The following is a 26,738-nucleotide window of genomic DNA, read 5'->3' on the forward strand; positions in this document are numbered from 1 at the left end:
TGACGGATTCTGCGTGCGAGCACTGCGCGGAGATTCCGCTTACTCGGCCCTTGTCTTGTCGACGGGAGGGGCTTGGTAAGTCCTGTTGGGTTCGAACGTCTCGGTCGCCGGATCCACCTGACGGTTCGAGCGCCGCATCATGAAACCGATGAGCGACGGGCGGCCCTGCTGCTTGTTCCAGACGTCGATGCCGACCGCGAGCAGGAGCACGAGGCCCTTGATCATCGAGACGACGTCGGCGCCCTGGCCGAGCAGCGCGAGACCGTTGTTGAGGAAGGCCATGACCAGACCACCGATGATCGACCCGATCACGGTGCCGATGCCACCGGCGACGGCGGCGCCACCGATGAACACGGAGGCGATGGCGTCGAGCTCCCAGCCCGTACCGTCGTTGGGTCCGGACGCCTGCGAACGGGCGACGAAGATCATGCCGGCGAGAGCGGCCATCATCGACATGTTCATCATGACGAAGAAGTCGACCCAGCGGTCCTTGACACCCGAGAGGCGTGCGGCCTGGCGGTTGCCACCCACGGCGTAGATGTGACGGCCGAACACGGTGTTCCGCGTGATGAACGAGTAGATGATGACCAGGGCGAGCAGGATCAGACCCGGAACCGGGAAGCTCGTGCCGGGGCGACCGGTCGCGAACATCCACGCAGCAGCGAGGACGACGACCGAGAGCAGCACGACCTTGAGCACGCTGACCCACAGAGGTGCGCTGTCGGAGCCCATCTTGTGCTGCTGGCGACGGGTGCGGATCTCCCAGAAGACCAGCCACGCCACGGCGACCAGGGCGAGGAGCATGGTCGGCACGTTGAAGTCGAGAGGCAGCCCGACCTCAGGCAGATAACCGGTGCCGATCACCTGGAAGCCCTTGGGCACCGGAATCGTCTGAGCGTCACCGATCCACTGCTGCGCGCCGCGGAAGAAGAGCATGCCGGCGAGCGTCACGATGAACGCGGGCACCCCGACATACGCCACCCAGAATCCCTGCCAGGCACCCACGAGGGCACCCACACCGAGACCGAGCAGAATCGCCGCCGGCCAAGGGAGGTTCCAGTCGGCCATCGACTTCGCGACGATGATGCCGGTGAAAGCCGCCACCGAGCCGACCGACAGGTCGATGTGGCCCATGATGATGACCATCACCATGCCGATCGCGAGGATCAGGATGAACGAGTACTGGTTGATGACGTTGATCAGGTTGCCCGAGGTCAGCGTCGCACCGTTCGGTCCGTTACGCAGCAGCGTGAGGATCTCGAAGAGGGCGATGATGACGATGAGGCTGCCCAGGATGCCGAACTGGCGCAGTGACGAGGTGCCGTTGCTTCCGAACATCTTGCGGATGTCGCCGAAGTGGAAGCCACGCTTCGTTGTCGTGAGGTCGGTGGTCATGCTGATGCTTTCTGAGTCGCGGAGGTCATGCTGCGCATGAGGGCCTCGGGTGTCGCCTGGTCGGCCGGGATGCAGTCGGTGACCCGACCTTCGAAGACTGTGTAGATGCGGTCGGAGATGCCGAGCAGCTCGGGCAGCTCGCTCGAGATGACGATGACGCCCTTGCCCTGCGAGGCGAGCTCGTTGATGATCGCGTAGATCTCGTACTTCGCGCCCACGTCGATTCCGCGGGTGGGTTCGTCGAGGATCAGCAGGTCGGGGTCGGTGAACATCCACCGCGCCAGCACGACCTTCTGCTGATTTCCTCCCGAGAGCTTGCCGACGCCCTCTTCGACGCTCGGCGTCTTGATGCGCAGCGCCTTGCGGTAGCGCTCGGCGACCGAATACTCCTCGCGCTCGTCGACGACGCCGCGCTTCGAGATCTTCGACAGCTTGGCCGCCACGACCGACCGCTTGATCGTGTCGAGCAGGTTGAGTCCGAGCACCTTGCGGTCCTCGCTCACGTAGGCGAGCCCGTGCTTGATGGCGGAGGAGACATCCGGGATCGAGATCTCGCGGCCGTCCTTGACGATCTGTCCGCCCTGGAAGTTGCCGTACGAGCGCCCGAAGATGCTCATCATGAACTCGGTGCGCCCCGCGCCCATCAGGCCGGCGATGCCGACGACCTCACCGCGGCGGACGTTGAGGTTCGAGCCCTTGACGACCATGCGCTCGGAGACGGTCGGGTGCTGCACCCACCAGTCCTTGACCTCGAAGAAGACCTCGCCGATCTCGGGGGTGCGGTCGGGGTAGCGGCTCTCGAGCGAGCGTCCGACCATTCCGCGGATGATCCTGTCTTCGTTGATCTCGCCGCGCGAGATGTCGAGCGTCTCGACCGTGCGACCGTCGCGGATGATCGTGATCTCGTCGGCGATCTGCTCGATCTCGTTGAGCTTGTGACTGATCATGATCGACGCGATGCCCTTGGCCTTGAGGCCCAGGATCAGGTCGAGCAGGTGCTGCGAGTCGTTCTCGTTGAGGGCGGCGGTGGGCTCGTCGAGGATGAGGAGCTTGACGTCCTTGTTGAGGGCCTTGGCGATCTCGATCAGCTGCTGCTTGCCGACACCGAGAGTCTTCACGGCGACGTCGGGGTCTTCGCGCAGGCCGACACGGGCCAGCAGCTCGACCGTGCGCTGGCGCTGTGCGCGCCAGTCGATCTTGCCGAAGTGGCGGATCTCGTTGCCGAGGAAGATGTTCTCGGTGATCGAGAGCTCGGGGATCAGCGCGAGTTCCTGGTGGATGATCGCGATTCCCGCCTGCTCGCTCGCCGCGATGTCGCGGTAGCGCTGCTCCTCGCCGTAGAGCAGGATGTCCCCCTCATACGTGCCGTAGGGGTACACGCCGGAGAGGACCTTCATCAGGGTCGACTTCCCGGCACCGTTCTCGCCGCAGATCGCGTGGATCTCTCCCGCGCGGACGGTGATGGACACGTCGGACAGCGCCTTGACACCCGGGAACTCCTTGGTGATGCTGCGCATCTCCAGGATGGGGCCTGACACGACCGGCAACGTTGCTGTGGTGCTCACAAGATCTTCCTCGCGACGGGCGGTCACCTTCGATGTGACCGTTCACATTGGATTACATAGTCTACGCTCGCCGAGACGCTGTCAAGACCACGAGCCAAATTGTGGCTCTATCGAGGTGCCGACGACTCTCTCGTGCGCAGGGTGGTCTGCAGCGGGCCGAACTGCGGCACCTGCTCCCCCCGGATCTGCGCGAGCAGGATCCGCACCGCCCGACGCCCGAGCTCGGGAAAGTCCTGATGCACCGTGCTCAGAGTCGGCGCGACGTGCGCGGCCACGGGGATGTCGTCGAAGCCGACGACGCTCACGTCTTCGGGCACGCGGACGCCGGCATCCCGGAAGCCGTGCAGCAGACCGATCGCCATCTGGTCGTTCGCGACGAACACAGCCGTGAAATCGCGGCGTCGCGACAGCTCCTGCCCCGCGAAGTAGCCGAAGTCCGCCGTCCAGTCGCCGCGGATCGGCGGGAAGGTCGGAAGATCGGCTTCGCGCAGCGCATCCAGGTATCCGCGCATGCGCGACTCGGCCTCGATCCAGTCCTGGGGGCCGGCGATGTGGATGATGTCGCTGTGGCCGAGTCCGATCAGATGCTCGGTGGCGGTGCGTGCTCCCGCGACCTGGTCGGCCGACAGTGTCACCCCATCGGAGCCCGAGGCGGTCTGCAGCGACACGAACGGCATCTCGACCGCCATGCCCTTGAGCACATGGAAAGCCCGCACCTGCGGGGCCAGCACCACGATGCCGTCGACCTGCTCGCGCGCCAGCTGGCGCAGGGCGTTGCCGATCGCCTCCGGCGTCGTGGCCGAGAGGTTCAGAGTCGAGACCGAGTAGCCCTCCTCGCGCGCGGCATCCTCGATGCCGACGATCGAGGACGTGGGTCCGAACTCCCCCACGGTCGCCGCGAGGATGCCGAGCATGTTGGACTTGCTGGTCACCAGCGCCCGCGCTGCGAGATTGGGGCGGTAGTCGAGCACCGCGATGGCGTCGAGGACCTTGGCCTTCGTCTCGGGACGGATGCTCGCGTGATCGTTCAGCACCCGGGAGACGGTCTGGTGCGACACGCCCGCGAGTCGAGCAACGTCTCGGATGCTCGGCATCCGGGCACGCTCGGAGGCAGTCGACATCACAGACCTCCTTGTATGTGCACGGTCACATCGTCACTTCATTATGTATGCCACGCGCGCCGAGCGCACCTCGCCGACGCGAGGACGCGGGCGGAGCGTGTCAGGCGAGGATGCGCGCGCCCGACACCGGGCCGTGCACGTGCAGCGACTCGAGCCCGTGCTCGCGCAGCAGCGACTGGACCTCCTGCGCGCCCTCGGGGCTCCCGCAGAGGAGTGCGACGGTGGGTCCTGAACCGGACACGATCCCCTGGAGCGCACCGGCGTGGATCCCGCGCAGGATCGTGGTCTCGAGCTCCGGCCGCTCATGCAGAGCAGCCTCCTGCAGGTCGTTGTAGATGCTCTCGGACAGCAGATCCGGGTCCCCCGAGCGCAGCGCCTGCAGCACGGGCGCCGGAACCTCGAGCGACATCGGCGGATCGTCGGCGAGCGCACCCTCGGCATCGCGCAGGGCGTCGAGCCGCGCATAGACGACGGGCGTCGAGAGTCCCTCGTCGCTCGGGACGAGCACCCAGTCGAAGCGTCCCCTCGCCAGCGCCGGGTTCAGCTGATCTCCTCGACCGGTACCCACGGCGGTTCCGCCGTGCAGCGCGAACGGCACATCCGCGCCGAGGCGGGCCGCGAGCTCGTGCAGGCGCGCCGTCGAGAACCCGGTGCCCCACAGCGCATCGCAGGCCACGAGGGCGGCAGCGGCGTCCGCCGATCCGCCTCCCATGCCCCCGGCTACCGGAACGCTCTTGCGGATCTCGAGTGCGACCCCGCCGTCGTACCCGGCTGCGGTCGCGAGCAGCTTGGCCGCCCGCATCGCGAGGTTGCGATCGTCCAGCGGCACCGTGTCGGGGTCGTCGACCCCGGACACCGTGATCGAGAAGTCGTCGGCGTGCCGGGCGATCACGTCCTCATAGAGCGACACCGCCTGGAACACGGTCGCCAGCGCGTGGTACCCGTCGTCGTGACGGCCGCCCACACCGAGGTAGACGTTGATCTTGCCTGGCGCGCGCACATGCACGGAGTCGACGGGGGCGGCGAAGCTCATCTCGGTGCTCCCGTCACAGCTCCGTGGACGACGCCCACAGGTCGACGTCGATGGCGCCGGCCGCCTCGTCGATGCGGCTGAGCTCGTCGGCCGTGAACGCCGGGCCGTTGACGGCGGCGATGTTCTCGTCGAGCTGCTCGGGGCGCGACGCCCCGACCAGGGCGGAGGCGACCACCGGGTTGCGCAGCGTCCACTGGATCGCCATCTGCGCCAGCGACTGCCCTCGCTGCTCGGCGATGGCGTTGAGCGACCGGAGCGTCTGCAGAGCGTCATCCGACAGCGGAGCATCCGGCAGCGACCCGCGCTTCTGCGCTCGCGCGGCGGTGCCGTCACCGAGGTACTTGTCGGTGAGGAGCCCCTGCGCGAGCGGGGTGAAGGCGATCGCGCCGACACCGGACTGCTCGAGCTTCTCGGTGAGCCCGTCTTCGACCCAGCGGTTGAGGATCGAATAGGCCGGCTGATGGATGACGAGCGGAGTGCCGAGCTCGGAGGCGACGGCGACGGCCTCGGCCGTGCGCTCGGCGCTGTACGACGAGATGCCCACGTAGAGCGCCTTGCCCTGACGCACGAGCGTGTCGAGTGCGCCGATGGTCTCGGCCACCGGAGTCACCGGGTCTGCGCGGTGCGAGTAGAAGATGTCGACGTGGTCGAGGCCCATGCGCGTCAGCGACTGCTCTGCGCTCGCGAGGATGTACTTGCGGCTCCCGAGGTCGCCGTACGGCCCCGGCCACATGTCCCAGCCCGCCTTCGACGAGATGATCAGCTCATCGCGGTAGGGGCGGAAGTCCTCGGCGAAGATGCGGCCGAAGTTCTTCTCGGCCGAGCCGTACGGCGGACCGTAGTTGTTCGCGAGGTCGAAGTGCGTGATGCCGCGGTCGAACGCGTGGCGCAGCAGTGCGCGCTGGTTGTCGAGCGGGATGTTGTCGCCGAAGTTCCACCACAGGCCCAGCGAGATGGGCGGCAGGTAGAGCCCCGAGGTGCCGACCTGGCGGTACTCGAACTGCTGGTAGCGGCTCTCATCGGCGGCGTACGGCCGGTGGAGCTCAGGGACGTTCGGACGGAAGCGGGGGGACTCGGTCACCGTGCCAGGTTAGCCGGTGACGGCGGCGTCTTCGATCTGAGCGACGTGCCGCGCAACACGGTGATAGTCGTCGACCGTGAGATCCTCGCCACGAGCGGTCGGCGCGACGCCTGCCGCGATCAGGATGTCGGATGCTGCGGCGGAGCTGCCGAAGAGACCCGACAGCGCCTGACGCAGCATCTTGCGCCGCTGGTTGAAGGCGGCATCCACGATCTTGAAGGTGAGTCGACGTTCGTCCTCGGTGCCGCGCTCGCCCTCAGAGCGGTCGAAGCCGACGAGAAGGCTGTCGACGTTGGGCACGGGCCAGAAGACCTGACGCGACACGGTGCCCGAGAGCTTCCATTCGCCGTACCAGGCCGCTTTGACGCTCGGCGAGCCGTAGATCTTCGAGCCGGGCTTGGCTGCGATGCGCTCGGCGACCTCGGCCTGCACCATCACGACGCCGCGCTGCAGGTACGAGAAGTTCTCGAGGAAGTGCAGCAGCACAGGGACGGAGACGTTGTAGGGGAGGTTCGCGACGAGCACGGTGGGCTCGCCGGGCAGCTCGGTGATGCGCAGCGCATCGGCGTCGACGACCGTGAGCATGTCGGCGGGAACACCGTGCTCTTCGGCCGTCTGGGGCAGACGCGCCGCGAGCCGGTGATCGATCTCGACGGCGGTGACGGACGCCCCGGTCTCGAGGATCGCGAGGGTGAGCGAACCCAGCCCCGGCCCCACCTCGACGACGCGCTCCCCCGGTTGCACGCGGGCGGCGTGCACGATCTTGCGCACGGTGTTGGCGTCGACGACGAAGTTCTGTCCGAGCTTCTTGGTCGGGGTGACGTCGAGCTCGGCGGCGAGGCGGCGGATCTCGGTGGCGCCGAGCAGGGTGACTGTCATTGCTCCATTGTCCCCCACCTCCACCGGTGTCCGAACCCGCCAGTAGTCTTCTGTGGTGCCCTCCCTCGGTGAACTGATCGCGCCCCGTCGGATGGGCAGGGATTTCCGCTGGCTGCTCGCATCGTCGTGGACGAGCAACGTCGGAGACGGTGTCGCTCTCGCGGCCGCTCCCCTGCTCATCGCGTCGATGACGTCATCGCCGATCCTCGTCGCGGCCGGCGCCATCATGCAGTTCCTTCCGTGGCTGCTGTTCGGCCTGCACGCCGGAGCGATCGCCGACCGATTCGACCGCCGACGGCTGGTGATGTTCGCCAACGCCGCGCGAGCTGTGGTGCTCGCGGGTCTCTGCGCATTCCTGCTCACCGGCACGGCGAACATCTGGATCGTGCTTGCCGTGGCCTTCCTCTACGGCACGGCGGAGGTCTTCGTCGACACGGCCGGCAGCACCCTGCTGCCGATGCTCGTGGAGCCGGCGGATCTCGGCATCGGCAACGCGCGTCTGCAGGCCGGGTATCTGGTCGCCAACCAGTTCGCGGGCCCGCCCTTGGGCGCCTTCCTCTTCGCAGCGGGTACGGCATGGCCCTTCCTGCTCGAGGTCCTCTGCGTGCTCCTCGCGGTCGTGCTGATCTCGCGCATGGCCCGCACGCCCGTGCCTCCTCGGGCGACGGGCGACGCCGCGAAGACGCATGTGCACACCGACATCGCCGAGGGGCTGCGCTGGCTCTGGCAGAACCCGCCGGTGCGGATGCTGGTGCTCATCATCCTGGTCTTCAATGTGACCTGGGCGGCCCCGTGGGGCGTGCTCGTGCTCTACGCCACCGAGCACCTGAACATGGGCGCCGTCGGCTATGGAGCACTGACCACGGCATCCGCCGCAGGCGGCATCCTCGCCACGCTGTGCTTCGGGTGGCTCGAGCGGCACGTCTCGTTCGCCACGCTCATGCGCGTCGTGCTGTCTCTCGAGGTGCTGATGCACCTCGCCTTCGCGCTCACCAGCACCGGATGGGTCGCGCTCGTGATCATGTTCGTCTTCGGCGCCTACGCGTTCATCTGGGGCACGATCTCGACGACCGTGCGTCAGCGCCTCGTGCCGCCCGAGCTGCAGGGCCGGGTCGCCTCGGTCAACATGGTCGGCGTGTTCGGCGGCATGGTGATCGGGCAGGCGCTGGGCGGCGTGATCGCCCAGTTCTGGGGGCTCACCGCCCCGTGGTGGTTCGCGTTCGTGGGCGCGGCGCTGACCCTGTTGTTCGTGTGGAAGCCGATCTCGCAGATCGTGTCGGCGAAGCCGGTCTCCGACACGCACGCGATCGAGATTCAGTCGAACGAACCGTAGACCCGCAGGGTGTTGGCGGCGAGCTGGGCAGACAGCTCGTCGACCTCGATGCCGAGCTCGGCGGCCATGAACCGCACCGTGATCGGCACGAGATACGGGGCGTTCGGCCGACCCCGCAGTGGTGTGGGCGTGAGGAACGGCGCATCGGTCTCGACCAGGATGCGATCGAGCGGCGTCACCTGCAGCGCATCCCGCAGGTTCTGTGCGTTCTTGAACGTGACGTTGCCTGCGAAGGACAGGTGATACCCCGCATCCGCGCAGATCCGGGCCATCGCGTCATCGCCCGAGAAGCAGTGGAAGACCGTACGCTCGGGCGCTCCGACGCGGGTCAGCGTCTCGAGCACCGCGTCATGCGCATCGCGGTCGTGGATCTGCATCGCGATGCCGTGCTTCTTGGCGAGGGCGATGTGCGCCTCGAAGGACTCGAACTGCGGCGCTCGGCGCTCGGGCTCGGTGCGGAAGAAGTCGAGTCCCGTCTCACCGATCGCCCGCGTGCGGGGGTGCGCGGCGAGCTCGTCGATCACCGCTATGGCCTCATCGAGGCGACCCTCTTCGGCGTACGCGGGAGCGTCGTTCGGGTGGATCGCGACAGCGGCGAGCACGCGGGAGTCCGACTCGGCGGCCTCGACCGCCCAGCGAGACGACTCGATGTCGCCCGACGCCTGCACGACGCCCGCGATGCCCACGGCCGCGGCGCGATCGAGCTGTTCGGTCAGCGACAGAGGCTCATCGCCGTCGAGGATCTCGAGGTGCGCGTGGTTGTCGTAGACGGGCACGGCGAGCGGCTCGGGGGCCGCCGGATACCGCAGGTTCTTGCGCCCCTCGCCGTCTCGCTGCTGCACGTAGGTCATGCTCAGGCGTTGGACTCCACCCGCGGGAACAGCGGGCTGAGACCGTTGACGCTGGTTCCGGGGCGCAGCACGCCCCAGGCTCCGGCCTCGCGGATCGGCTGGTCCTGCAGACGCCCGAGGCTCTCGGCGGCGCCGAGGGCGACCCAGAGCTTCTCGGTCGACTGCGGCATCACCGGCGACAGCAGCACGGCGAGCGCGCGAAGACCCTCGGCACACGTGTAGAGCACGGTGCCCAGGCGGCCACGCTGAGCCTCGTCGCGGGCCAGCGCCCACGGCTCGTTCTCGGTGATGTACCCGTTGAGCGCATCGACGATCGTCCAGATCGACGAGATGGCCTCGTCGATGCGGAACTGCTCGATCGCGGCATCCGCGTTCGAGGCGGCATCCGCGACGATCCTCTGGATCTCGAGATCCTTCTCGGAGTACTCGGCGGGCGGCGGCACGATGCCCTCGAAGTACTTCTCGATCATGGCCGTGGTGCGCGAGGCGAGGTTGCCGAAGCCGTTCGCGAGCTCGGCCTGGTAGCGGGCCGACAGGTCTTCCCACGAGAACGAGCCGTCCTGGCCGAACGCGATCGCCGAGAGGAAGTAGTAGCGGTAGGCGTCGGATCCGAAGACGTCGGTGATCTCGGTCGGCGCGATGCCGGTGAGCTTCGACTTCGACATCTTCTCGCCGCCGACCAGCAGCCAGCCGTGCGCGAAGACGCCCTTGGGAACGTCGAGACCGGCGGCCATCAGCAGCGCGGGCCAGATCACCGCGTGGAAGCGCAGGATGTCTTTGCCGACCACGTGGTAGGCGGGCCAGCGGCGGTCGAACGTCTCCTGGTCGGAGCCGTAGCCGACGGCGGTGGCGTAGTTGAGCAGCGCGTCGACCCACACGTAGATGACGTGCGACTCGTCCCAGGGCAGCGGGATGCCCCAGTCGAAGGTCGACCGCGAGATCGAGAGGTCTTTGAGTCCCTGGCTCACGAAGGAGACGACCTCGTTGCGCGCCGAGTCGGGGCGCACGAAGTCGGGCTGGGTCTTGTAGAGCTCGAGCAGGCGGTCCTGGAACTCACTGAGCTTGAAGAAGTAGTTCTTCTCCTGCAGCAGCTCGAGGGGCTTCGAGTGGATCGCGCACACCTTGAGGCCCTCGAACGGACCGGTGCCGTCGACGATCTCGGACTCGGGCTTGAACTCCTCGCAGCCGACGCAGTAGAGCGCCTCGTACTCGCCCGCGTAGATGTAGCCGCGGTCGTAGAGTCGCTGGAAGAACGTCTGCACGTTGGTCTCGTGGCGCTCCTGCGTCGTGCGGATGAAGTCGTCGTTCGCGACGTCGAGCGTCTCGAGCAGCGGGAACCACGCCTCGGTGACGAGTTTGTCGACCCACTCCTGCGGGGTGACGTTGTTCGCCGCCGCCGCGCGGAGCATCTTCTGGCCGTGCTCGTCGGTGCCCGTCAGCATCCACGTGTCATCGCCGCCCTGACGGTGCCAGCGCGCGAGCGCGTCGACCGCCACCGAGGTGTACCCGTGGCCGATGTGAGGCACATCGGAGGGGTAGTAGATGGGCGTGGTGATGTAGAACGACTCGCCTGCGGGCATGGGGACAATTCTAGGTGGGATGCAGGGGGTCGTTACGCTCAGGCGACCGACACCAGGATGCGGTGCCACCCCTGAGCCCCGTCGGGCACGACGTCGGCCGGATCGGACGTCTGCGTCTCGCCGCCCGAGTTGATGGCGCGGCACTCGATCGTGTGCGCTCCGCTCTCGGCCGACCAGTCGAGACGCCACTGCACCCAGGTGTCGTCCGAGATCGCGGTGGCGAGCTCGGCGCGACGCCATGGGCCGTCGTCGATCCGCACCTCGACCCCGTCGACGCCCACGTGCTGCTGCCATGCCATGCCGGCGATGACGGCGTCACCCGCCTCGATCCGGGTCCCGCGGCGCGGCACGTCGATGCGCGACTGCAGCTTGATTGGCCCGCGCTCCGACCACCCGCGATCCGTCCAGTAGGCCGTGGCGCGGTCGAACCGTGTGACCTCGAGATCGGTCACCCACTTGGTCGCCGAGACATAGCCGTAGAGCCCCGGCACGACCATGCGCACCGGGAAGCCGTGCTCGATGGGCAGCGGATCGCCGTTCATGCCGACGGCGAGCAGAGCGTCGCGGTCGTCGGTGAGAGCCTCGATCGGGGTCGAGGCCGTGAATCCGTCGGACGAGGTCGACAGCACCATGTCGGCTTCGGGGTCGACGCCCGCCCGGGCGAGGAGCTCGCGGACCGGATGCCCGAGCCACAGGGCATTGCCGATCAGGTCTCCACCCACCTCGTTCGACACGCACGCGAGCGTCACATGCGACTCCTGCATCGGCAGGGCGAGCAGCTCGTCCCACGTGATGACGATCTCTCGGTCGACCATCCCGTGGATCCGCAGCGACCAGTCAGCGGGGTCGATCCGCGGCACGATCAGCGCGGTGTCGATGCGGTAGAACTGCGCGTTCGGGGTGACGACCGGCGCAAGCCCCTGGATGTCGAGTTCGGCGCCGGCCGGCACTGCCGGGGCCGGGGTGGCTGCCTTCGGCAGTCGCAGCGCACCGCGCACCGCCTCGATCGACCGGGTCACACCGCGGGCCGCGTTGCCGACCGCGAGCGCGACGACGCCGGTGGCGGCGGCGCCGAGCGTCCACAGCAGGAACTGACGACGCTCCTCATGCTCGGCACGGAGGTACGGCACCGGATGCACCCTGCGCATGAGCAGCCGCAGCGCGACGACCGCGACCACCCCCGCGACGAGACCGGGAAGCCACGCGAACGGCCCCGCCCCCGGACGGATCATCGCGGCCACGAGCGCGAGCACGCCGAGAGCGGCGAGGATCGCGGATCCCACACCCGCCCGGCGTGACTCTAGGATGCCGGCGAGCGCCGCCACCCCGGCCAGCACGATGGCGATCCCGGTGAGGAGAGCGACCTTGTCGCCGGCGCCGAACAGTGCGATCGCCGCATCCTTCGCCCAGCTCGGGGCGAGGTCGATCAGCCCGCTGCCGATCACGGCGAACGGACTCGCGCTCGGTTCGACGATCGCCGCGACCAGCTCCGCCAGGCCGACCGCGACGACGGCCGCGCTCAGCCCGGCGGCCGCCGATCGGAGCCTGTCTCCGCGCTTCGTGCGGACTGCGTGGGTCATGATCCGAGAGTAGCCCCGGGGCATGACCCCGGGGCCGTCCGGCTCAGAGCCCGTTGCGGCGTGCGACCTCGCCCAGCCATGCGAGCGACGGCTTCGGCGAGCGCTCGAACGTCTCGTGGTCGAAGCCGATCAGCCCGAAGGTCGGTCGGAATCCGCTGGCCCACTCGAAGTTGTCGAGCGCGCTCCAGTGCTGGTACGCCTTGACCTCGATGCCGTCGGAGATCGCGCGGTGCAGGCCCTCGAGCGCACCCTGCGTGTACGCGATGCGACGAGTGTCGTCGGCGGTCGCGATGCCGTTCTCGGTCACGAGCACCGGCACTCCGCCGCTGCGCTCCCAGGCACTGCGCACGCCCATCTCGAGCGCCTCGGGGAAGAACTCCCACCCGGTGAGCGTCGTCTCGACATCGTCGGCCACCGGCCGGGGGCCCTCGGGTCCGATGAAGGTGCGGGTGTAGGCCTGCACGCCGACGAAGTCGTCGCCGGCCGACTGGTCGAGGTACCAGTGATCGCGAGGGTCACCGTACTCGGCGAGCATCTCGTCGGCACCGGGCTCTCCGGTGGAGTGGAAGGCCTGCGTGGCGATCGTCCATCCGGCCTGCACACCCGAGACGGAGTGCAGGATCTCGCTCGCACGGTGGTGCGCGTCGAGCAGCGTGTCGGCGACTGCGAGGTCGGGGTTCGGCAGACCGAACGCGACGAGGTTCGCCGCATCCTCTCCCCCGGCGAGCATCGCCGCGATGTTCGGCTCGTTGATCGTGCAGACGTACTTCACGCCCTCGAGGATCGGGAGCACCGTCTCGACATAGCGCGAGAACAGGTCGACCGCATCGTCCGCACGCCAGAAGCCGTCCTTCTGGAACCACTGCGGCACCGTGAAGTGCATCAGCGTCACCGTGGGGTCGAGCCCGTTCTCGCGCGCCGTGTCGATCATGCGACGGTAGTGGTCGAGCATCGCCCGCGAGACGAACCCGCGCTCGGGCTCGATGCGGGCCCACTCCATCGAGAAACGGTACGAGTTCAGACCGGCATCCGCCAACAGCCGCATGTCCTCCGGGTACCGGTGGAAGTGGTCGGCGGCGTCGCCCGAGGGCTCCACCATGGGCGAGCCGGGAGCATGCTCCATGGCCCACCAGTTGCTGGTCGTGTTGTTCCCGTCCACCTGATGGGCTGCGGTCGCAGCGCCCCAGAGAAAGCCGTCAGGGAATGTGAGCACGAGTGCTCCTCTCTATTTCGAGATTCGGGATGGATTGGGCACCGCGTCGAGCAGCTGCACCGTGTAGGGGTCCTCCGGATACTGAAGGACCTGAGAGGTCTCGCCGCGTTCGACGACGCGACCGCTGTTGAGCACGAGGATGTTCTCGGTGACGAGACGTGCGCTGAGCAGGTCGTGCGTGATGTAGAGCATGCTGATGCCCCACCGTTCGCGCAGATCTTCGAGCAGCGCGAGCACGCCGGCTCGCAGCGACACGTCGAGCATCGACACGGGCTCGTCGGCGATCAGCACCTGCGGATCGCTGGCCAGGGCCCGGGCGATGACGACACGCTGACGCTGCCCGCCCGACAGCTGGTGCGGCAGCTTGGCCGCGAACTGCTCCACCGGCGTCAGCCCCACCGTCTCGAGCAGCTCGAGCACGCGAGCTCTCGCCTCCTGCCCTCGGAGCGGCGTGTAGTTGCGGATCGGCCGGCTGAGCGCGTACTCGACCGTGTGCAGCGGGTTCAGCGCGGCATAGGGGTCTTGGAACACCATCTGCACGTCCTTGCGCAGATCGCGGAGTCCCTTGCGACCCAGCGACGCGACGTCGACATCGCCGAAGCGCACGGTGCCCTCGGTCTGCTTCTCGACGCCGGTGATGAGCTTCGCGATCGTCGACTTGCCCGAACCGGAGGCGCCGACGAGCGCGAGCGCCTCACCCGGCTCCAGACGGAACGAGACGTCGTCGACCGCCGTCACGGGCTTCTCCCCACGACGAGGTGCCGGGTAGCGCTTCGACACGCCCTCGACCACGATCGCGGCATCCGCCCGGCGAGTGTCTCGCTGCGACACCGTCGGCAGGGTCTCGGTCAGGTCGGTGCGAGAGTGGCCCTCGCGGCGCCGGGTGCCGAGGTCGACGAACCCGGGGATCGAGATCGACTCGGCCCGAGGATCGGCGTAGTGACTCAGCAGCATCCGCGTGTACTCGTCCCGAGGACGGTGCAGGATGTCGAGGCTCGGCGCGTCCTCGACGATCCGCCCCTCGTGCATGACCATCACCCGGTCGGTGGCCTCGAGCACGATGCCGAGGTCATGACTGATGAGGATCGCGGTGAAGTGCTCGGAGCGCTGCAGATCCTTGATCGTGTCCATGACCGCGTGCTGCACGAGCACGTCGAGCGCGGTGGTCGGCTCGTCGAACACCATGAGCTGCGGTTCGAGCGAGAGAGCCAGCGCGATGGAGGCACGCTGGCGCATGCCGCCCGACAGCTCACCCGGATACCGCGACAGCACGAGGGGGTCGAGACCCACCTTGCCGACCAGCTCCTTCGCCCTCGCATCCCGGGCGTCGCGGGCCACATGCCCGTGCGCGGCGAAGATGTCGCGGAAGTGGTTGCCGATCGTGCGGACGGGGTTCAGCGCGTTCATGCCCGACTGCAGCACCATCGCGAACCCGCCCTGACGCTGTCGACGCAGCTCCTCGGCATCGAGCTCGCGGATGTCGCGGCCGTCGAACAGGATCCGCCCGCCGCTGATCCGCGCCGGCGGCTTCTGCAGCCGGGTCAGCGCGAAGCCGAGCGTCGACTTGCCCGAGCCCGACTCGCCGACGAGACCGACGAACTCGCCACGACGCAGCGTGAACGACACGTTCTCGACCGCGGTGACCGGCGTCGTGCCCGGCGAGGCGTATTCGACGGACAGGCCCTGGACATCGAGCAGGACGTCATCGGGTTGCGTGGCGCTCATCGGCCCTTCCCCTCTCGCAGGCGCGGATTGGAGATGCCATCCACGCCGAAGTTGATCAGTGTCAGGCTCAGAGCGAGCAGGGCGATGCAGAGACCGGGAGCGAACAGCAGCAGCCACTGCCCGGTGAGCAGGGAGTTGGAGTTCTGCGCCCAGTAGAGCATCGTTCCCCAGCTGACGATGCTGGAGTCGCCGAGCCCGAGGAACTCGAGCCCGGCCTCGGCGAGGATCGCCGCGGTCGCCGCTCCGAAGAGCGTGCCCGCGATGATCGACGTCATGTTCGGCAGGATCTCGCGGAACACGATGCGCGCCCGGCTGTCACCCGAGAACTGCGCCGAGGTGACGAAGTCGTTGCCTCGCAGCGACTGGGTCTGGCTGCGCAGCACGCGCGCACCCCAGGCCCATCCGGTGACGACGATGACCGCGATGATCATCAGGATGCCGCCGTTCTGCAGGTAGGCGGCGATCACGATCATGAGCGGGAGACCGGGGATCACGAGGAAGAGGTTGACGATGAAGCCGACCACCTCGCCCAGGAACCCACGCATGTAGCCCCAGCTGAGACCGATCAGCACGGCGACGATCGTCGAGAGGAGCCCGGCGGCCATGCCCACGAGCAGACTGACCTGCGAGCCGTAGATCAACTGGCTCAGCACGTCCTCACCCGCGGCGGTGGTGCCGAGCCAGTGCGCGGGCGACGCATCGGCGTTGCGCTCGAACGTGTTGACCTTCGGGCCGTACGGGGCGAGCAGCGGTGCGAACACCGCCACCACGACGAACAGCCCGAGGATGATGAGGCCCAGTCGGGCCTTGCCGTTGGACCAGAGGGTGCCCACCATCCGGGCGAACGAGCGCCACGGGCTGGGAGCCGCGATCCGGTCGGAGGGAACCTTGACATTCATGGTGGAGGTCATCGGCGGGTCCTTGGATCCAGCACGCCGTACAGGATGTCGACGAGGAAGTTGGCGATGAGCACGCTCACGGTGATCATCAGGAAGAGCGCCTGCATGAGCGGGTAGTCCTGCCCGATCACGGCGTTGAAGAGCAGATAGCCGATGCCCGGATACCCGAACACCTGCTCCACGAGGATCGATCCGCCGACCACACCGCCGAGCGTGAGCCCGAAGCCGGTGAGGTTCGGCAGGATCGCGTTGCGTGCGGCGTATCGGAGGGCGATCGTGCGACCGTGCAGACCGTTCGCCTCGGCGAAGGTCACGTAGTCCTCACCCAGTGTGTTGATCATCGCGTTGCGCATGCCGATGATCCACCCGCCGAGCGAGGTGAGCAGGATCGTCAGCGCGGGGAGCACCGCATGCTGCGCGAGGTCGACGATGAAGCCCCAGGTGAACCCGGGCGTGGTCGTCGCCGCGTACGCTCCCGTCGTCGGGAACCAGTGCAGCACGTATCCGAAGAAGAACAGCAGCAGCAGCGCCGTCCAGAAATACGGGAAGGTGCTGAGGAACGATCCGGTCAGCGTCGGCAGGCTGTCGAGCCAGGTGCCGCGGCGCCAGGCTGCGGCGGTGCCGATCAGCGTGCCGATCACGAACGCGAGGATCGTGACGATGCCGACGAGGCCGATCGTGTAGGGCAGCGCGGTCGAGACCATGCTCGAGACGCTCTGAGGATAGAACGTGTACGAGACGCCGAAGTCGAGCCGGGCCACCTGACCGAGATAGGCCACGTACTGGTCCCAGATCGATCCGGTGGGCACTCCGAGCTGAGCCTCGATCGCGGCCCGCGTCGCATCCGACACCGGGCCGTTCTGCGAGAGCTTCGCGATCGCGGCGTCGGCGGGAGATCCCGGCATCAGACGCGGCAGGAAGAAGTTCAGGGTGATGGCCGCCCACAGCGTGAGGACGAACAGCCCGACCTTCTGGAGGACGTACTTCATCGGTCATCCTCCTTGACGCGCTCGAGCCGGGTGAAGATGCCCAGCGGCGCCGAGTCGTAGTTCTGCGGAATCATGTACGGGTCGTCCTCTGTGGGCCAGCCGGTGAACTTGGAGTCGTTGAAGAGGCCCCAGATCCCGCCGTAGTAGAGGCCGATGACGGGCAGGTCGTCGTAGACGATGCCCTGCAGCTCCTCCACGATCTCGGTCTGGCGCGCGGGGTCGACGGTCTCGCGGTACTCCGCGAGGAGCGCGTCCGCCTCATCCGAGCGGTACCGCTCGAAGTTGTTGGCGGTGGGTTCGCCGGACGGCACGTAGAACTCACTCGACAGCAGGTTGTTGAACGCCTGGTAGACGTTGCCGTTGCCCATGCCGCCGATGGCCATCTCGAAGTCGCCGTTGCTGATGGCGCTCTGATATCCCGCCGGCTGCGGGAGCTTGAGAGTCACCTTGACGCCGACGTCTGCGAGCTGGCTCTGCACGGTCTGTGCCGCGCGGGTCCAGTCCGAGAAGCCGTTGGCGGTCGTCAGCGCGAACTCGAGCTGCTTCCCGTCGGCCCCCACGAGCCGGTCGCCGTCGAGGGTGTACCCCGCCTCGGCGAACGCGGCGAGTGCGGCATCCGCGTCCTGCGTGATCATGCCCTGATCGGGGATGCTCGGGTCGAGGTACTCCTCCTGGTTGGGGAGGATGAGTCCGGTCTGCCCCGCGGGTTCCATGTAACCCTCGGAGGCGGTCTCGGCGATCTCCTCGCGGTCGAGCGAGAGGGCGATGCCGCGGCGCACGTTCACGTCGTCGAACGGGGCGACCTCGAGGTTCGGCATCAGCGCGATGACACCGCCCGGTGGGAACCACCAGGCGTTGTGCTCGCTGGCCGCACCCCACGTGCCCTCGACATCGGAGATGAAGGAGTAGGCCCAGTCGTATCCGCGCGTGACGGTGTCGAGCTGCGAGTTCGTGGACGGCAGGATGATGTGCTCGATCTCGATCTTGTCGGCCTGCCAGTAGTCGGGGTTCTTGTCGACCGAGTACTGCTGGTCGTTGTAATTGCCGAGCACGAACGGCCCGGTTCCGACCGGGTTCTCGTTGCGATAGGTGCCGGGGTCCTCGACGTCGGCCCAGAGGTGCTCGGGCACGATCATCGTCTGACCGAGGATCGGCAGGGACGGGGCGTCGTCGGTCTGGAGGTGCATGATCACGTCGTTGCCGTCGACCTCGACGGTCTCGAGGTGCTGCCATGCGCCCTTGATGTCGAGCGAGGGGTTGTCCTTGAGCAGCTGGAACGTGAACGCCACGTCATCGGGCGTCAGCTTCTCACCGTCGCTCCACTCGACGTCGTCGCGGATCGTCATCACGACCGTGCGGGCGTCGGGCTGCGACCATTCGCTCGCCAGCCAGGGGTTCTCGGTTCCGTCGAGCGGGTTCACCAGGATCAGAGGCTCATAGATCCACCGCGACGCGGTGCGCGTGTTGGTCAGATACGGGTTGAAGTTCCGCGTGAAGAAGGGGTTCCCCTTGTCCGCATTGATGAGCATCGTGTCGTCGCCGATCGATGGATCGGGCTGCGAACTGATCTGGATGCTGCAACCGCTGAGCACGACGGCTGCTGCCGCCAGTCCCACGATCGCGGCTCTCCGCCAGCGCCGGAGCATGTGCGTCTTCGCCACACTGCCACCTCATGTCGTCTGTGTCATGAAGGGGGTCCCGGGGGTCGGGGCGCCCCACGGCCAAGGCCGCATGAACGATTGTAAGCGCATACATTTTGCGAGCGCAACCCCTTGACCACGGCGCGGGGGTCACCTCACCCCCACCGCGACAGGGATGGGAGCGGTGCCAGATCGGTCGCTATTCCGGGCGCTGCGAGCTCTCGCGGACGAGGATCTGCAGCGGCAGGCGCACCGTCATCGGATCGGCCTCCGGCTGCTCGAGACGGCGCGCGAGCAGCTGCACGGCGGCGCGGCCGAGGTCGATCATCGGCTGGCGCACCGTGGTCAGGGTCGGCCGCGAGAGCGCGGCGGCCTCGATGCCGTCGAATCCGGTGACCCGCACATCATCGGGCACGCGGATGCCGGCCGAGCGGAACGCGTCGATCGCCCCGAGAGCCATCTGGTCGTTCGCCGCGACCAGCGCGGCCGGCGCGCCGCGGGCGATCAGCTCCTCGGCGGCGCGGTGTCCCGATGCGCGCGTGAAGTCACCGCGCAGCACCGTCACGTCATCCGCCGCGATGCCCGCCTCGGCCATCGCGGCGGCGAAACCCTCCCAGCGCTGCGCACCGTCGGGCGAGTCCTCCGGACCGGCGAGGAACGCCAGTCGACCGGGGTCGGCCTGCGCGAGCACCAGGCGCGTGAGCTCTGACATCGCCTCGGCGTTGCTGACAGTCACGTGGTCGTAGCTGTCGCCCCGAGCCGGGCCCGAGAGCACGACCACGGGGATCCGCTGGGCGAGACGAGCGAGCACGTCGTCCGGCACGCTCTGCGCCAGCACCATCAGTCCGTCGACCCGACCGGCGATGTCGCGCACGGTCTCGCGAGCGGGGTCACCCCGCCCGACGCCGATCATGAGCACGAATCCCTGCTTCCATGCCTCCAGCTCGGCGCCGCGCAGCACCTCGTCGAGGAAGAGCATGGTCGGATGCGGCATCCCCACGTCGGCAGGCGCCTGCTCGACCGTGAACGGCGGCACCTCGACCCGATCCTCGGCGAGCACATCGAGCACGGGAGCGTCCTCAGAGGCGTCGAAACCCGGGAAGTACAGCCCCAGCACGCCGGTACGGCGTTCGGCCAGGCCGCGCGCACTGCCGCTGGGCACGTAGCCGAGGGCTGCGACCGCGTCGAGCACGCGTTCGCGCGTCACAGGGCGCACCGCATCCGGCTGCCGCAGCACACGCGAGACCGTCGCGATCGACACTCCCGCGCGCTCTGCGACGTCGTAGACGGTCGCCTTCTTGGTCACGCTCGGTCCTCCTCGGGTCGCGTGTGCACCAGGGTACCCGGGAAGCGAGGCACCGCCTGCGCGCTCCACCAGGCCAAGTGCGCCTGCGAAGTCCGAATGCCGCGGATCCGGACTTGTGAAGCACAATCGGACTTGCGAGGCGCTCGGCTTCGAGTCGAGTTCAGTGAACGGCGACCAGCGAGCCGTGGGGCCGGGCGCTGATCTCGCCCTGCTCCCGGCCGCGGGTCTCACTCGACACGATCGTGAAGCCTGCATCGACGAGAAGCTCGGCGAGCGCGTCGGCAGACCAGAAGAATGCCGGAGCGACGGCGTGAGAGAACGGCTCGCCCGGCTCGCCGTCGAAGTAGCCGATGAGGATGCTGCCGCCGTGAGCGAGCACGCGACCGAACTCGACGAAGATCTCGGGCAGGTCGGCCGGCGGCGTGTGGATCAGCGAGTACCAGGCGAGGATGCCGCCGACGGAATCACTGTCGAACGGCAGCTCACGGAACGAGCCGACCTCGAAGGCGATGCCGGGATGCCGGGACTTCGCGGTCGCGATGAACTTCACCGACAGGTCGATCCCCCGGGCCTCGCGCCCGTCCTCGCTGAGGAACTCGGTCCAGTGGCCGGGCCCGCAGCCGGCATCCAGCAGCCGCCCCGGGGTCGCATCTCGCCAGGCGGCGATGACCGCCGCATCCCGGGCGTCCATCTGCTCGATCGAGCCGGCCAGCTCGACATACTCCGCCGCCCGCGCATCGTAGGCGGAGCCGATGGCGGCGTCAGTGCCCTGCACCATCAGCTGCGAGCGGCGAGCGCTGCCTGATACAGGTCGCGCGACGACAGGCCCGTGGCCGCGGCGACCTCGGCGCAGGCCTCCTTCAGGCGCACACCGGATGCCACGAGACTCTGCACCTGCGCGAGTGCGTCTTCCGCAGATGCCTCACGATGCGGCGCGCCCTCGACCACGACGACGATCTCGCCCTTGACGCCTGCCGTGGCCCACTCGACGAGCTCGGCGGAGGTGCCCCGACGCACCTCCTCGTAGAACTTGGTCAGCTCGCGGCATACGGCGATGCGGCGGTCGTCGCCGAACGCGGCGCCCATGTCGGCGAGCGAGGACGCCAGCCGGGCCGGGGACTCGAAGAAGACCATGGTGCGAGGCTCGGCGGCGAGTGCCCTCAGCGTCGACCGCCGCTCCCCCGGCTTGCGCGGCAGGAACCCCTCGAACGTGAAGCGATCGGTCGGCAGGCCCGAGATCGAGAGGGCCATCAGCACGGCACTGGGCCCGGGGATGGCCGTCACGGTCACGCCCTGCGCGACGGCTTCGGCGACGAGACCGTAGCCCGGATCGCTGATCGCCGGCATCCCCGCGTCGCTCACGACGACGACGTCGGTCTCGATGGCGAGGGTCGCGAGCTCCGCCGCCTTCTGCTTCTCGTTGTGATCATGCAGCGCGATCAGCCGCGGGCGGTTCGAGATCTGCAGAGCCTGCAGCAGCTTCTGAGTGGTGCGGGTGTCCTCGGCGACGACGACCTCTGCGTTCTCGAGCACTTCGACGAGGCGACGCGAGACATCCCCCAGGTTTCCGATCGGTGTTGCGGCGAGGATGATCACCCGCCCAGCTTAGGCGGCGCCCCTCGGCGGAGTGTCTAGGCTGGTGCGGTGACCGCGCCCCTGCCCCTGCTGCCTCCGCCCGAGCAGCGACTGACGCGCTACGGACGACTGCGCGACCGCGTGCTGCAGGACCCCGACTGGGGGCGCATGATGCGCTGGTTCGCGCCGCTCGTGGTGACCGCCCTCGCTGCGGTGCTGCGCCTGTTCAACCTCGGACACCCGCACCAGCTCGCCTTCGACGAGACCTACTACGTCAAGGACGCCTGGTCGCTGTGGACTCTCGGATACGAGGGCACCTGGGGCAAGGACGCGAACGAGGCGTTCATCACGCTGCAGCAGCTGCCTCTGTCGGACGCTGGGGCGTTCGTCGTGCATCCGCCCCTCGGCAAGTGGCTGATCGCCCTGGGGATGGCCGTCGGCGGCCCCGACAACACGGTGGGCTGGCGCATCGCGACGGCCCTTCTCGGCGCGGCCACCGTGCTGCTCACCTACCTGGTCGCCCACAGGCTGACCGGGTCGATCGTGGTGGCGACCGTCGCCGGCACCCTGCTCGCCATCGACGGCCTCAGCATCGTGATGAGTCGCACCGCACTGCTCGACGGCCCGCTGACGTTCTTCCTGATGCTCGGCGCGCTGTTCATCCTGATCGACCGCGACCGGTCGATACCCCTGCTCGAACGCACCGCTCCCGACTCCCCCGAGCCGATGTGGGGTCCCGTGCTCTGGCGGCGCCCCTGGCTGATCGCGGCGGGTGTCGCGCTCGGTGCGGCCTGCGCCGTGAAGTGGTCCGGTCTGTACGCGCTGGCCGCCTTCGGTCTGTACGTGGTGGTCACGGATGCTCTCGCGAGACGCCGTGCCGGCGTGGTCCTCTGGCCCACTGCGGCAGCGTTCCGCCAGGGGCCGGTCTCTTTCGTGCTGCTGGTGCTTCCGGCGCTCGCCACCTATCTCGTCAGCTGGACGGGGTGGCTCGTCACCGCAGGCGGCTATGCCCGTCAGAGCGACCCGAACCCGCTGATCGCGCTGTGGAACTACCACGAGGCGATCCTGAACTTCCACGTCGGTCTCAGCAAGGGCCACCCCTACGCGAGTCCCGCCTGGGAGTGGCCGCTGCTGCTGCGGCCCACGGCGGTGTGGGTGGGCAGCGACCCCGGGCCCTGCGGCGTCGACCACTGCATCGCGGTGATCTCGACGATCCCCAACCCGATCATCTGGTACTCCGGCGTCGCAGCGGCTCTCTACCTGCTCTACCGGTTCGTGCGCGGATGGATCGACCGCACGCCGGTCGGCGGCGCGCTCACGTTCCCCCTGGTCGGACTCGCGGCGACCTACGTCCCGTGGCTGCTGTTCCCCGAACGGACGATCTTCCAGTTCTACACGGTCGCGATGGCACCGTTCCTGGTGATCGCGCTCGCGGTCGCTCTGCGTCAGATCGCCGGGCGACGGGACGACACGCTGCATCGCCGCCAGTCAGGTGAGCGCACGGTGATGATCTTCCTCGCCGTCGTGCTGCTGGTCTCGGCATTCTTCTACCCGGTGTGGACCGGCATGAGCGTGCCCTACGACTTCTGGCTGCTCCACAACTGGCTGCCCGGCTGGATCTGACCCGTCAGCCGGCGTCGACGGCGACGCCGGGGCGCGAGGCGCCGCGGGTCAGGCGCGCGACCACCAGCAGCACGGCGGTGAGACCGATGGTCAACAGCAGCTGCACGCGAGCGGCGGGATCGATCATCGAGAGCGAGATCACGCCGGCGAGCAGCGCGAGGCATACCCATGAGAGCCACGGGAAGCCCCACATGCGCATCGGCATCTCGTCCCCCGCCCGGTCTGCACGCCGACGCAGGATGATCTGCGACACCGCCGTCGCCGTCCAGATGATCAGCAGCGTCGACCCGACGACGTTCAGGAGCGCCGGGAGCACCACGTCGGGGAATGCCCAGTTCAGTCCGACCGTGATGAAGCCGAACGAGACCGAGGCGAGCACGGCCACCACCGGCACGCCCTTGAGCGTGGTGCGGGTCGCTGCCAGGGGCGCGAGGCCGCGCTCGCCCAGCGAGTAGGCCATGCGCGATGCGCCGTAGATGTTGGCGTTCATCGCTGACAGCAGCGCGATCACGACGATGAGGTCCATCACGAGGCCGACGCCCGGCACCCGCAGCGTGTCGAGCACGGCCGAGAACGGACCGTCCTTGACGGCCGGGTCATTCCACGGAAGCACCGACACGATCACGAAGATCGAGCCGACGTAGAAGATCAGGATGCGCACGAGCACCTCGCGGACGATCCGGCGGATGTTGCGCGAGGGGTTGTCGGACTCGGCGGCGGCGATCGCGACGACCTCGGTGCCTCCGAACGCGAAGACCACGATGAGGAGAGCGGCAGCGATGCCGGTCAGGCCGTTCGGGGCGAAGCCGCCGTTGTCGACGAGGTTGCCGATTCCGCTTCCCGCCACCCCGGGGATGAAGCCCAGGATCGCGCACACTCCGACGACCAGGAAGACGATGATGGCGGCGACCTTGATCGCCGCGAACCAGAATTCGAACGTGCCGTAGTTGCGCACCCCGAAGAGGTTCACCGCGGTCAGTGCGACGACGAAGACGAGCACCCACACCCAGGCCGGGATGCCGGGGATCCACGCCGCGACGATCGCCCCGGCACCGGTGGCCTCCGCGGCGATCACCACGATGAGCTGGATCCAGTAGAGCCAGCCCACGGCGCTGCCGGCGCTGCGGCCCATCGCCTTCTGCGCGTACGAGCTGAAGGCGCCCGAGCTCGGACGAGCGGCGACCATCTCGGCGAGCATCGCCATGATCAGCACCACGATCGCGCCGGCGACGAGGTAGGAGATCAGCACGGCAGGGCCGGCGATGCTGATCGCCTGCCCTGAGCCGACGAAGAGCCCGGCGCCGATCGCGCCGCCGAGTCCCATCATCGAGATCTGCCGACGAGTCAGCCCGGGCTGCAGCCCCTTGGTGGTGGTCGTGGTGGTCGGAACCTCGGTGGTCATGCGCGTGCCTCCTGAAGCGGGGCGCGAGGTGGCGCCTGCCATCGCGCAACACTAGACCGGATGCCGCACGGCAGGCCAATCGACGCGGACTACGATCGCTGCACGCAACTCCCGCTGAGCTCTCAGCGCTCGAGCGCCACCTCGGACGGATCGCTCACGGGCAGTCGGCACACGAAGGCTCGACAGTCGAAGGCCTGCTCGACCGCGCTTCCCTTGCCCTCGAACAGCTCGAACCCGGCATCCGCGAATGCCCGCGCCTGCGCAGGAGTGACGACCGCGATCACATCCGCGTCGGCCGTGCGGGCCCTGGAGGCCAGGGCTCCCTCCGGCACCTCCGTGACGACCACGACCTGACGGGGCGCATCGACGAGCCCCGCGGCGACCCGCAGCAGGCTGCCATGCGCGAACGGCTGACCGATCGCCGACCCGGAGTGCTCGCGCACCCGGACGGCGGCGGCTTCGCGATAGCGGTCCCCTGCCCCGAGTCGCCATGCGGTGAGCGATGCGGCGGCGACCGCGGCCGCATCCGAGGGCAGGTCGCCGTCGGTCTGATCGGGCGCGAGGGCGATGCCGTGCTCGGCGAGCAACGGGTCGCCATGGACCCCTGCGAGAACCACATCGAGCAGACCACGGCCCTCGACGGCCCACTGGACTTCTCCGGTCGCGATCGCGAGCGCGAACAGCCCGTCGGCCAGCAGCGCGACGTCGGAGGCGGTCGCGACGGCCTGCGACGCGGTGCCGTCGAGAGACGCGCGCACCAGAGCGCCCGCCGTGTCGCGGTTGACCCGCAGCACGTAGGCCGCAGCATCCTCCGCCTTCGCGATCCACGTAGGCTCGCCGAGTCTCGCCCCGGCGCGGGCCAGCGCCCCGATCGCCAAGCCGTTCCATCCGGTGATGACCTTGCCGTCGACGGCGGGCGGTTCGAGGCCCGCGCGCTCCGACACCGGGCGCAGGTAGTAGCCACCCTCGCTGCGCTCGCCGTCGATCCACGACTCCGAGTCCTGCGCAGCGCCGAACCCGCCGCCCTCTCGACGCAGCGTGCCCACGAGGAAGTCCGCGACGCCCCGGGCCGTCGTCTCATCCCCCGCGTCGAGCGCGATAGCGAGCAGCTGGGCGTTGTCGGTCAGCATCCGCTCGTAGTGCGGCACCGTCCAGTCGCGCTGGGTCGCGTAGCGGAAGAAACCGCCGTCGGCGTCGCGCAGAGCCGACGCCGACATCGCAGCGAGCGCCCGGTCGGCGGAGGCCGCGGCATCCGGAGCCTCTCGCCGCACCAGCGGCGTCTGCAGCAGGCTCAGCGTCGTGGCGACGGGGAACTTCGGGGCACCGCCGAACCCGCCGAACTGGCGATCCTCGCGCGCGGCGATCGTCTCGGCCGCCCCGGCGAGCGCCGCAGCGTCCGGCAGGTCGGAGGGCATCGCGGCCCCCGCCCTGGCGAGCGCATCGGTCACGGCATCCGCCGACTCCTCGGCCTGCACCCGCCGCAGGGTCCAGGCCTCCTGAACCGCGGCGAGGACGTCGCGGAACGCGGGCATCGGCTGTCGTGCCTCGGGTGGCCAGTAGGTGCCCGCGTAGAACGTGCGACCACGCGGTGTCGCGAACACCGTCAGCGGCCACCCCAGGTTCTGCGTGAACGCCGACGCGGCGGCCATGTAGGCGCCGTCGACATCGGGATGCTCTTCACGGTCGACCTTGATCGCCACGAAGTCGCGGTTGATCACGGCGGCCGTATCGGGGTCGGCGAACGACTCCCTCGCCATCACGTGGCACCAGTGACAGGTCGAATAGCCGATCGAGATCAGCAGCGGCACGTCACGGCGCTGCGCCTCGGCGAACGCCTCCGGCCCCCAGGGATACCAGTCGACGGGGTTGTCCGCGTGTGCGCGGAGGTAGGGGCTGAGCGTGTCGGCGAGCCGGTTCGTCATACGCCCACGCTACGCCGATCAGCGCA

Annotated in this window: 21 protein-coding genes; 2 read left to right on the forward strand and 19 right to left on the reverse strand. The window is 68.5% G+C overall.

Annotated features, from left to right (window positions below; genetic code table 11):
* Positions 1-39: 39 nt before the first annotated feature.
* The 6 genes from mmsB to rsmA all read right to left on the reverse strand — a co-directional run bounded on the left by mmsB (position 40) and on the right by rsmA (position 7,074).
* Positions 40-1,395 carry a multiple monosaccharide ABC transporter permease gene (gene mmsB, locus FIV50_RS11850; RefSeq protein ID WP_140037605.1) on the reverse strand — a complete coding sequence of 452 codons (1,356 nt, stop codon included), beginning with the start codon at positions 1,393-1,395 and terminating at the stop codon, positions 40-42.
* Entirely contained in the window at positions 1,392-2,912 is a 1,521-nt protein-coding gene (gene mmsA / locus FIV50_RS11855; RefSeq protein ID WP_308810395.1) for a multiple monosaccharide ABC transporter ATP-binding protein, read from the reverse strand. The genes mmsB and mmsA overlap by 4 nt, the downstream gene beginning before the upstream one ends.
* 155 nt (positions 2,913-3,067) lie before the next feature.
* Positions 3,068-4,081, reverse strand: a complete 1,014-nt coding sequence (locus FIV50_RS11860; RefSeq protein WP_140037606.1) for a LacI family DNA-binding transcriptional regulator — start codon at positions 4,079-4,081, stop codon at positions 3,068-3,070.
* 100 nt (positions 4,082-4,181) lie between these two features.
* On the reverse strand, positions 4,182-5,114 hold the full coding sequence (locus FIV50_RS11865; protein ID WP_140037607.1) for a 4-(cytidine 5'-diphospho)-2-C-methyl-D-erythritol kinase: 933 nt from the start codon (positions 5,112-5,114) through the stop codon (positions 4,182-4,184).
* Between the two features lie 13 nt (positions 5,115-5,127).
* A complete protein-coding gene (locus FIV50_RS11870; protein ID WP_140037608.1) occupies positions 5,128-6,195 on the reverse strand; it encodes an aldo/keto reductase in 1,068 nt (355 codons plus the stop codon).
* 9 nt (positions 6,196-6,204) lie between these two features.
* The gene (gene rsmA / locus FIV50_RS11875; protein ID WP_140037609.1) at positions 6,205-7,074 is read right to left on the reverse strand and encodes a 16S rRNA (adenine(1518)-N(6)/adenine(1519)-N(6))-dimethyltransferase RsmA; all 870 of its coding nucleotides are present in this window, start codon (positions 7,072-7,074) and stop codon (positions 6,205-6,207) included.
* 55 nt (positions 7,075-7,129) lie between these two features.
* Here rsmA and FIV50_RS11880 point away from each other — a divergent pair, with 55 nt between their 5' ends.
* Positions 7,130-8,407 carry an MFS transporter gene (locus tag FIV50_RS11880; protein ID WP_258184238.1) on the forward strand — a complete coding sequence of 426 codons (1,278 nt, stop codon included), beginning with the start codon at positions 7,130-7,132 and terminating at the stop codon, positions 8,405-8,407.
* Here FIV50_RS11880 and FIV50_RS11885 read toward each other — a convergent pair.
* From FIV50_RS11885 to rsmI, 11 genes are all read right to left on the reverse strand, one after another.
* Positions 8,389-9,258 carry a TatD family hydrolase gene (locus FIV50_RS11885; protein WP_140037610.1) on the reverse strand — a complete coding sequence of 290 codons (870 nt, stop codon included), beginning with the start codon at positions 9,256-9,258 and terminating at the stop codon, positions 8,389-8,391. The two genes, FIV50_RS11880 and FIV50_RS11885, sit on opposite strands and share 19 nt — an antisense overlap.
* A gap of 2 nt (positions 9,259-9,260) precedes the next feature.
* Positions 9,261-10,838: a methionine--tRNA ligase gene (metG, locus tag FIV50_RS11890; RefSeq protein ID WP_140037611.1), complete on the reverse strand. Its 1,578-nt coding sequence runs from the start codon at positions 10,836-10,838 to the stop codon at positions 9,261-9,263.
* Between the two features lie 38 nt (positions 10,839-10,876).
* Positions 10,877-12,418 carry a molybdopterin-dependent oxidoreductase gene (locus FIV50_RS11895; protein ID WP_140037612.1) on the reverse strand — a complete coding sequence of 514 codons (1,542 nt, stop codon included), beginning with the start codon at positions 12,416-12,418 and terminating at the stop codon, positions 10,877-10,879.
* A gap of 43 nt (positions 12,419-12,461) precedes the next feature.
* A complete protein-coding gene (locus tag FIV50_RS11900; RefSeq protein WP_140037613.1) occupies positions 12,462-13,631 on the reverse strand; it encodes a glycoside hydrolase family 1 protein in 1,170 nt (389 codons plus the stop codon).
* A gap of 12 nt (positions 13,632-13,643) precedes the next feature.
* On the reverse strand, positions 13,644-15,356 hold the full coding sequence (locus tag FIV50_RS11905) for an ABC transporter ATP-binding protein (protein WP_140037614.1): 1,713 nt from the start codon (positions 15,354-15,356) through the stop codon (positions 13,644-13,646).
* The gene (locus tag FIV50_RS11910; RefSeq protein WP_140037615.1) at positions 15,353-16,267 is read right to left on the reverse strand and encodes an ABC transporter permease; all 915 of its coding nucleotides are present in this window, start codon (positions 16,265-16,267) and stop codon (positions 15,353-15,355) included. Before FIV50_RS11910 ends, FIV50_RS11905 begins: the two co-directional genes overlap by 4 nt.
* Complete coding sequence (locus FIV50_RS11915) at positions 16,264-17,244, reverse strand: ABC transporter permease (RefSeq protein ID WP_140037616.1); 981 nt, start codon at positions 17,242-17,244, stop codon at positions 16,264-16,266. Before FIV50_RS11915 ends, FIV50_RS11910 begins: the two co-directional genes overlap by 4 nt.
* Positions 17,241-18,905 (reverse strand): ABC transporter substrate-binding protein, encoded by a 1,665-nt coding sequence (locus FIV50_RS11920; RefSeq protein ID WP_258184239.1) that lies wholly within the window; start codon positions 18,903-18,905, stop codon positions 17,241-17,243. The genes FIV50_RS11915 and FIV50_RS11920 overlap by 4 nt, the downstream gene beginning before the upstream one ends.
* 178 nt (positions 18,906-19,083) lie before the next feature.
* Entirely contained in the window at positions 19,084-20,190 is a 1,107-nt protein-coding gene (locus FIV50_RS11925) for a LacI family DNA-binding transcriptional regulator (RefSeq protein ID WP_140037617.1), read from the reverse strand.
* A gap of 160 nt (positions 20,191-20,350) precedes the next feature.
* Positions 20,351-20,968 (reverse strand): class I SAM-dependent DNA methyltransferase, encoded by a 618-nt coding sequence (locus FIV50_RS11930; RefSeq protein ID WP_140037618.1) that lies wholly within the window; start codon positions 20,966-20,968, stop codon positions 20,351-20,353.
* Positions 20,968-21,786: a 16S rRNA (cytidine(1402)-2'-O)-methyltransferase gene (gene rsmI, locus FIV50_RS11935; protein ID WP_140037619.1), complete on the reverse strand. Its 819-nt coding sequence runs from the start codon at positions 21,784-21,786 to the stop codon at positions 20,968-20,970. Before rsmI ends, FIV50_RS11930 begins: the two co-directional genes overlap by 1 nt.
* 48 nt (positions 21,787-21,834) lie before the next feature.
* On the opposite strand from rsmI, the gene FIV50_RS11940 reads away from it, so the two are divergent.
* Entirely contained in the window at positions 21,835-23,388 is a 1,554-nt protein-coding gene (locus FIV50_RS11940; RefSeq protein WP_140037620.1) for a dolichyl-phosphate-mannose--protein mannosyltransferase, read from the forward strand.
* Positions 23,389-23,392: 4 nt separating this feature from the next.
* On the opposite strand, the gene FIV50_RS11945 is transcribed toward FIV50_RS11940, so the two are convergent.
* A complete protein-coding gene (locus tag FIV50_RS11945) occupies positions 23,393-24,832 on the reverse strand; it encodes an amino acid permease (RefSeq protein WP_258184240.1) in 1,440 nt (479 codons plus the stop codon).
* 80 nt (positions 24,833-24,912) lie between these two features.
* Complete coding sequence (locus FIV50_RS11950) at positions 24,913-26,712, reverse strand: thioredoxin domain-containing protein (protein ID WP_140037621.1); 1,800 nt, start codon at positions 26,710-26,712, stop codon at positions 24,913-24,915.
* Positions 26,713-26,738: the final 26 nt, after the last annotated feature.

The sequence above is a fragment of the Microbacterium foliorum genome, assembly GCF_006385575.1.
Lineage (GTDB): Bacteria > Actinomycetota > Actinomycetes > Actinomycetales > Microbacteriaceae > Microbacterium > Microbacterium foliorum_B.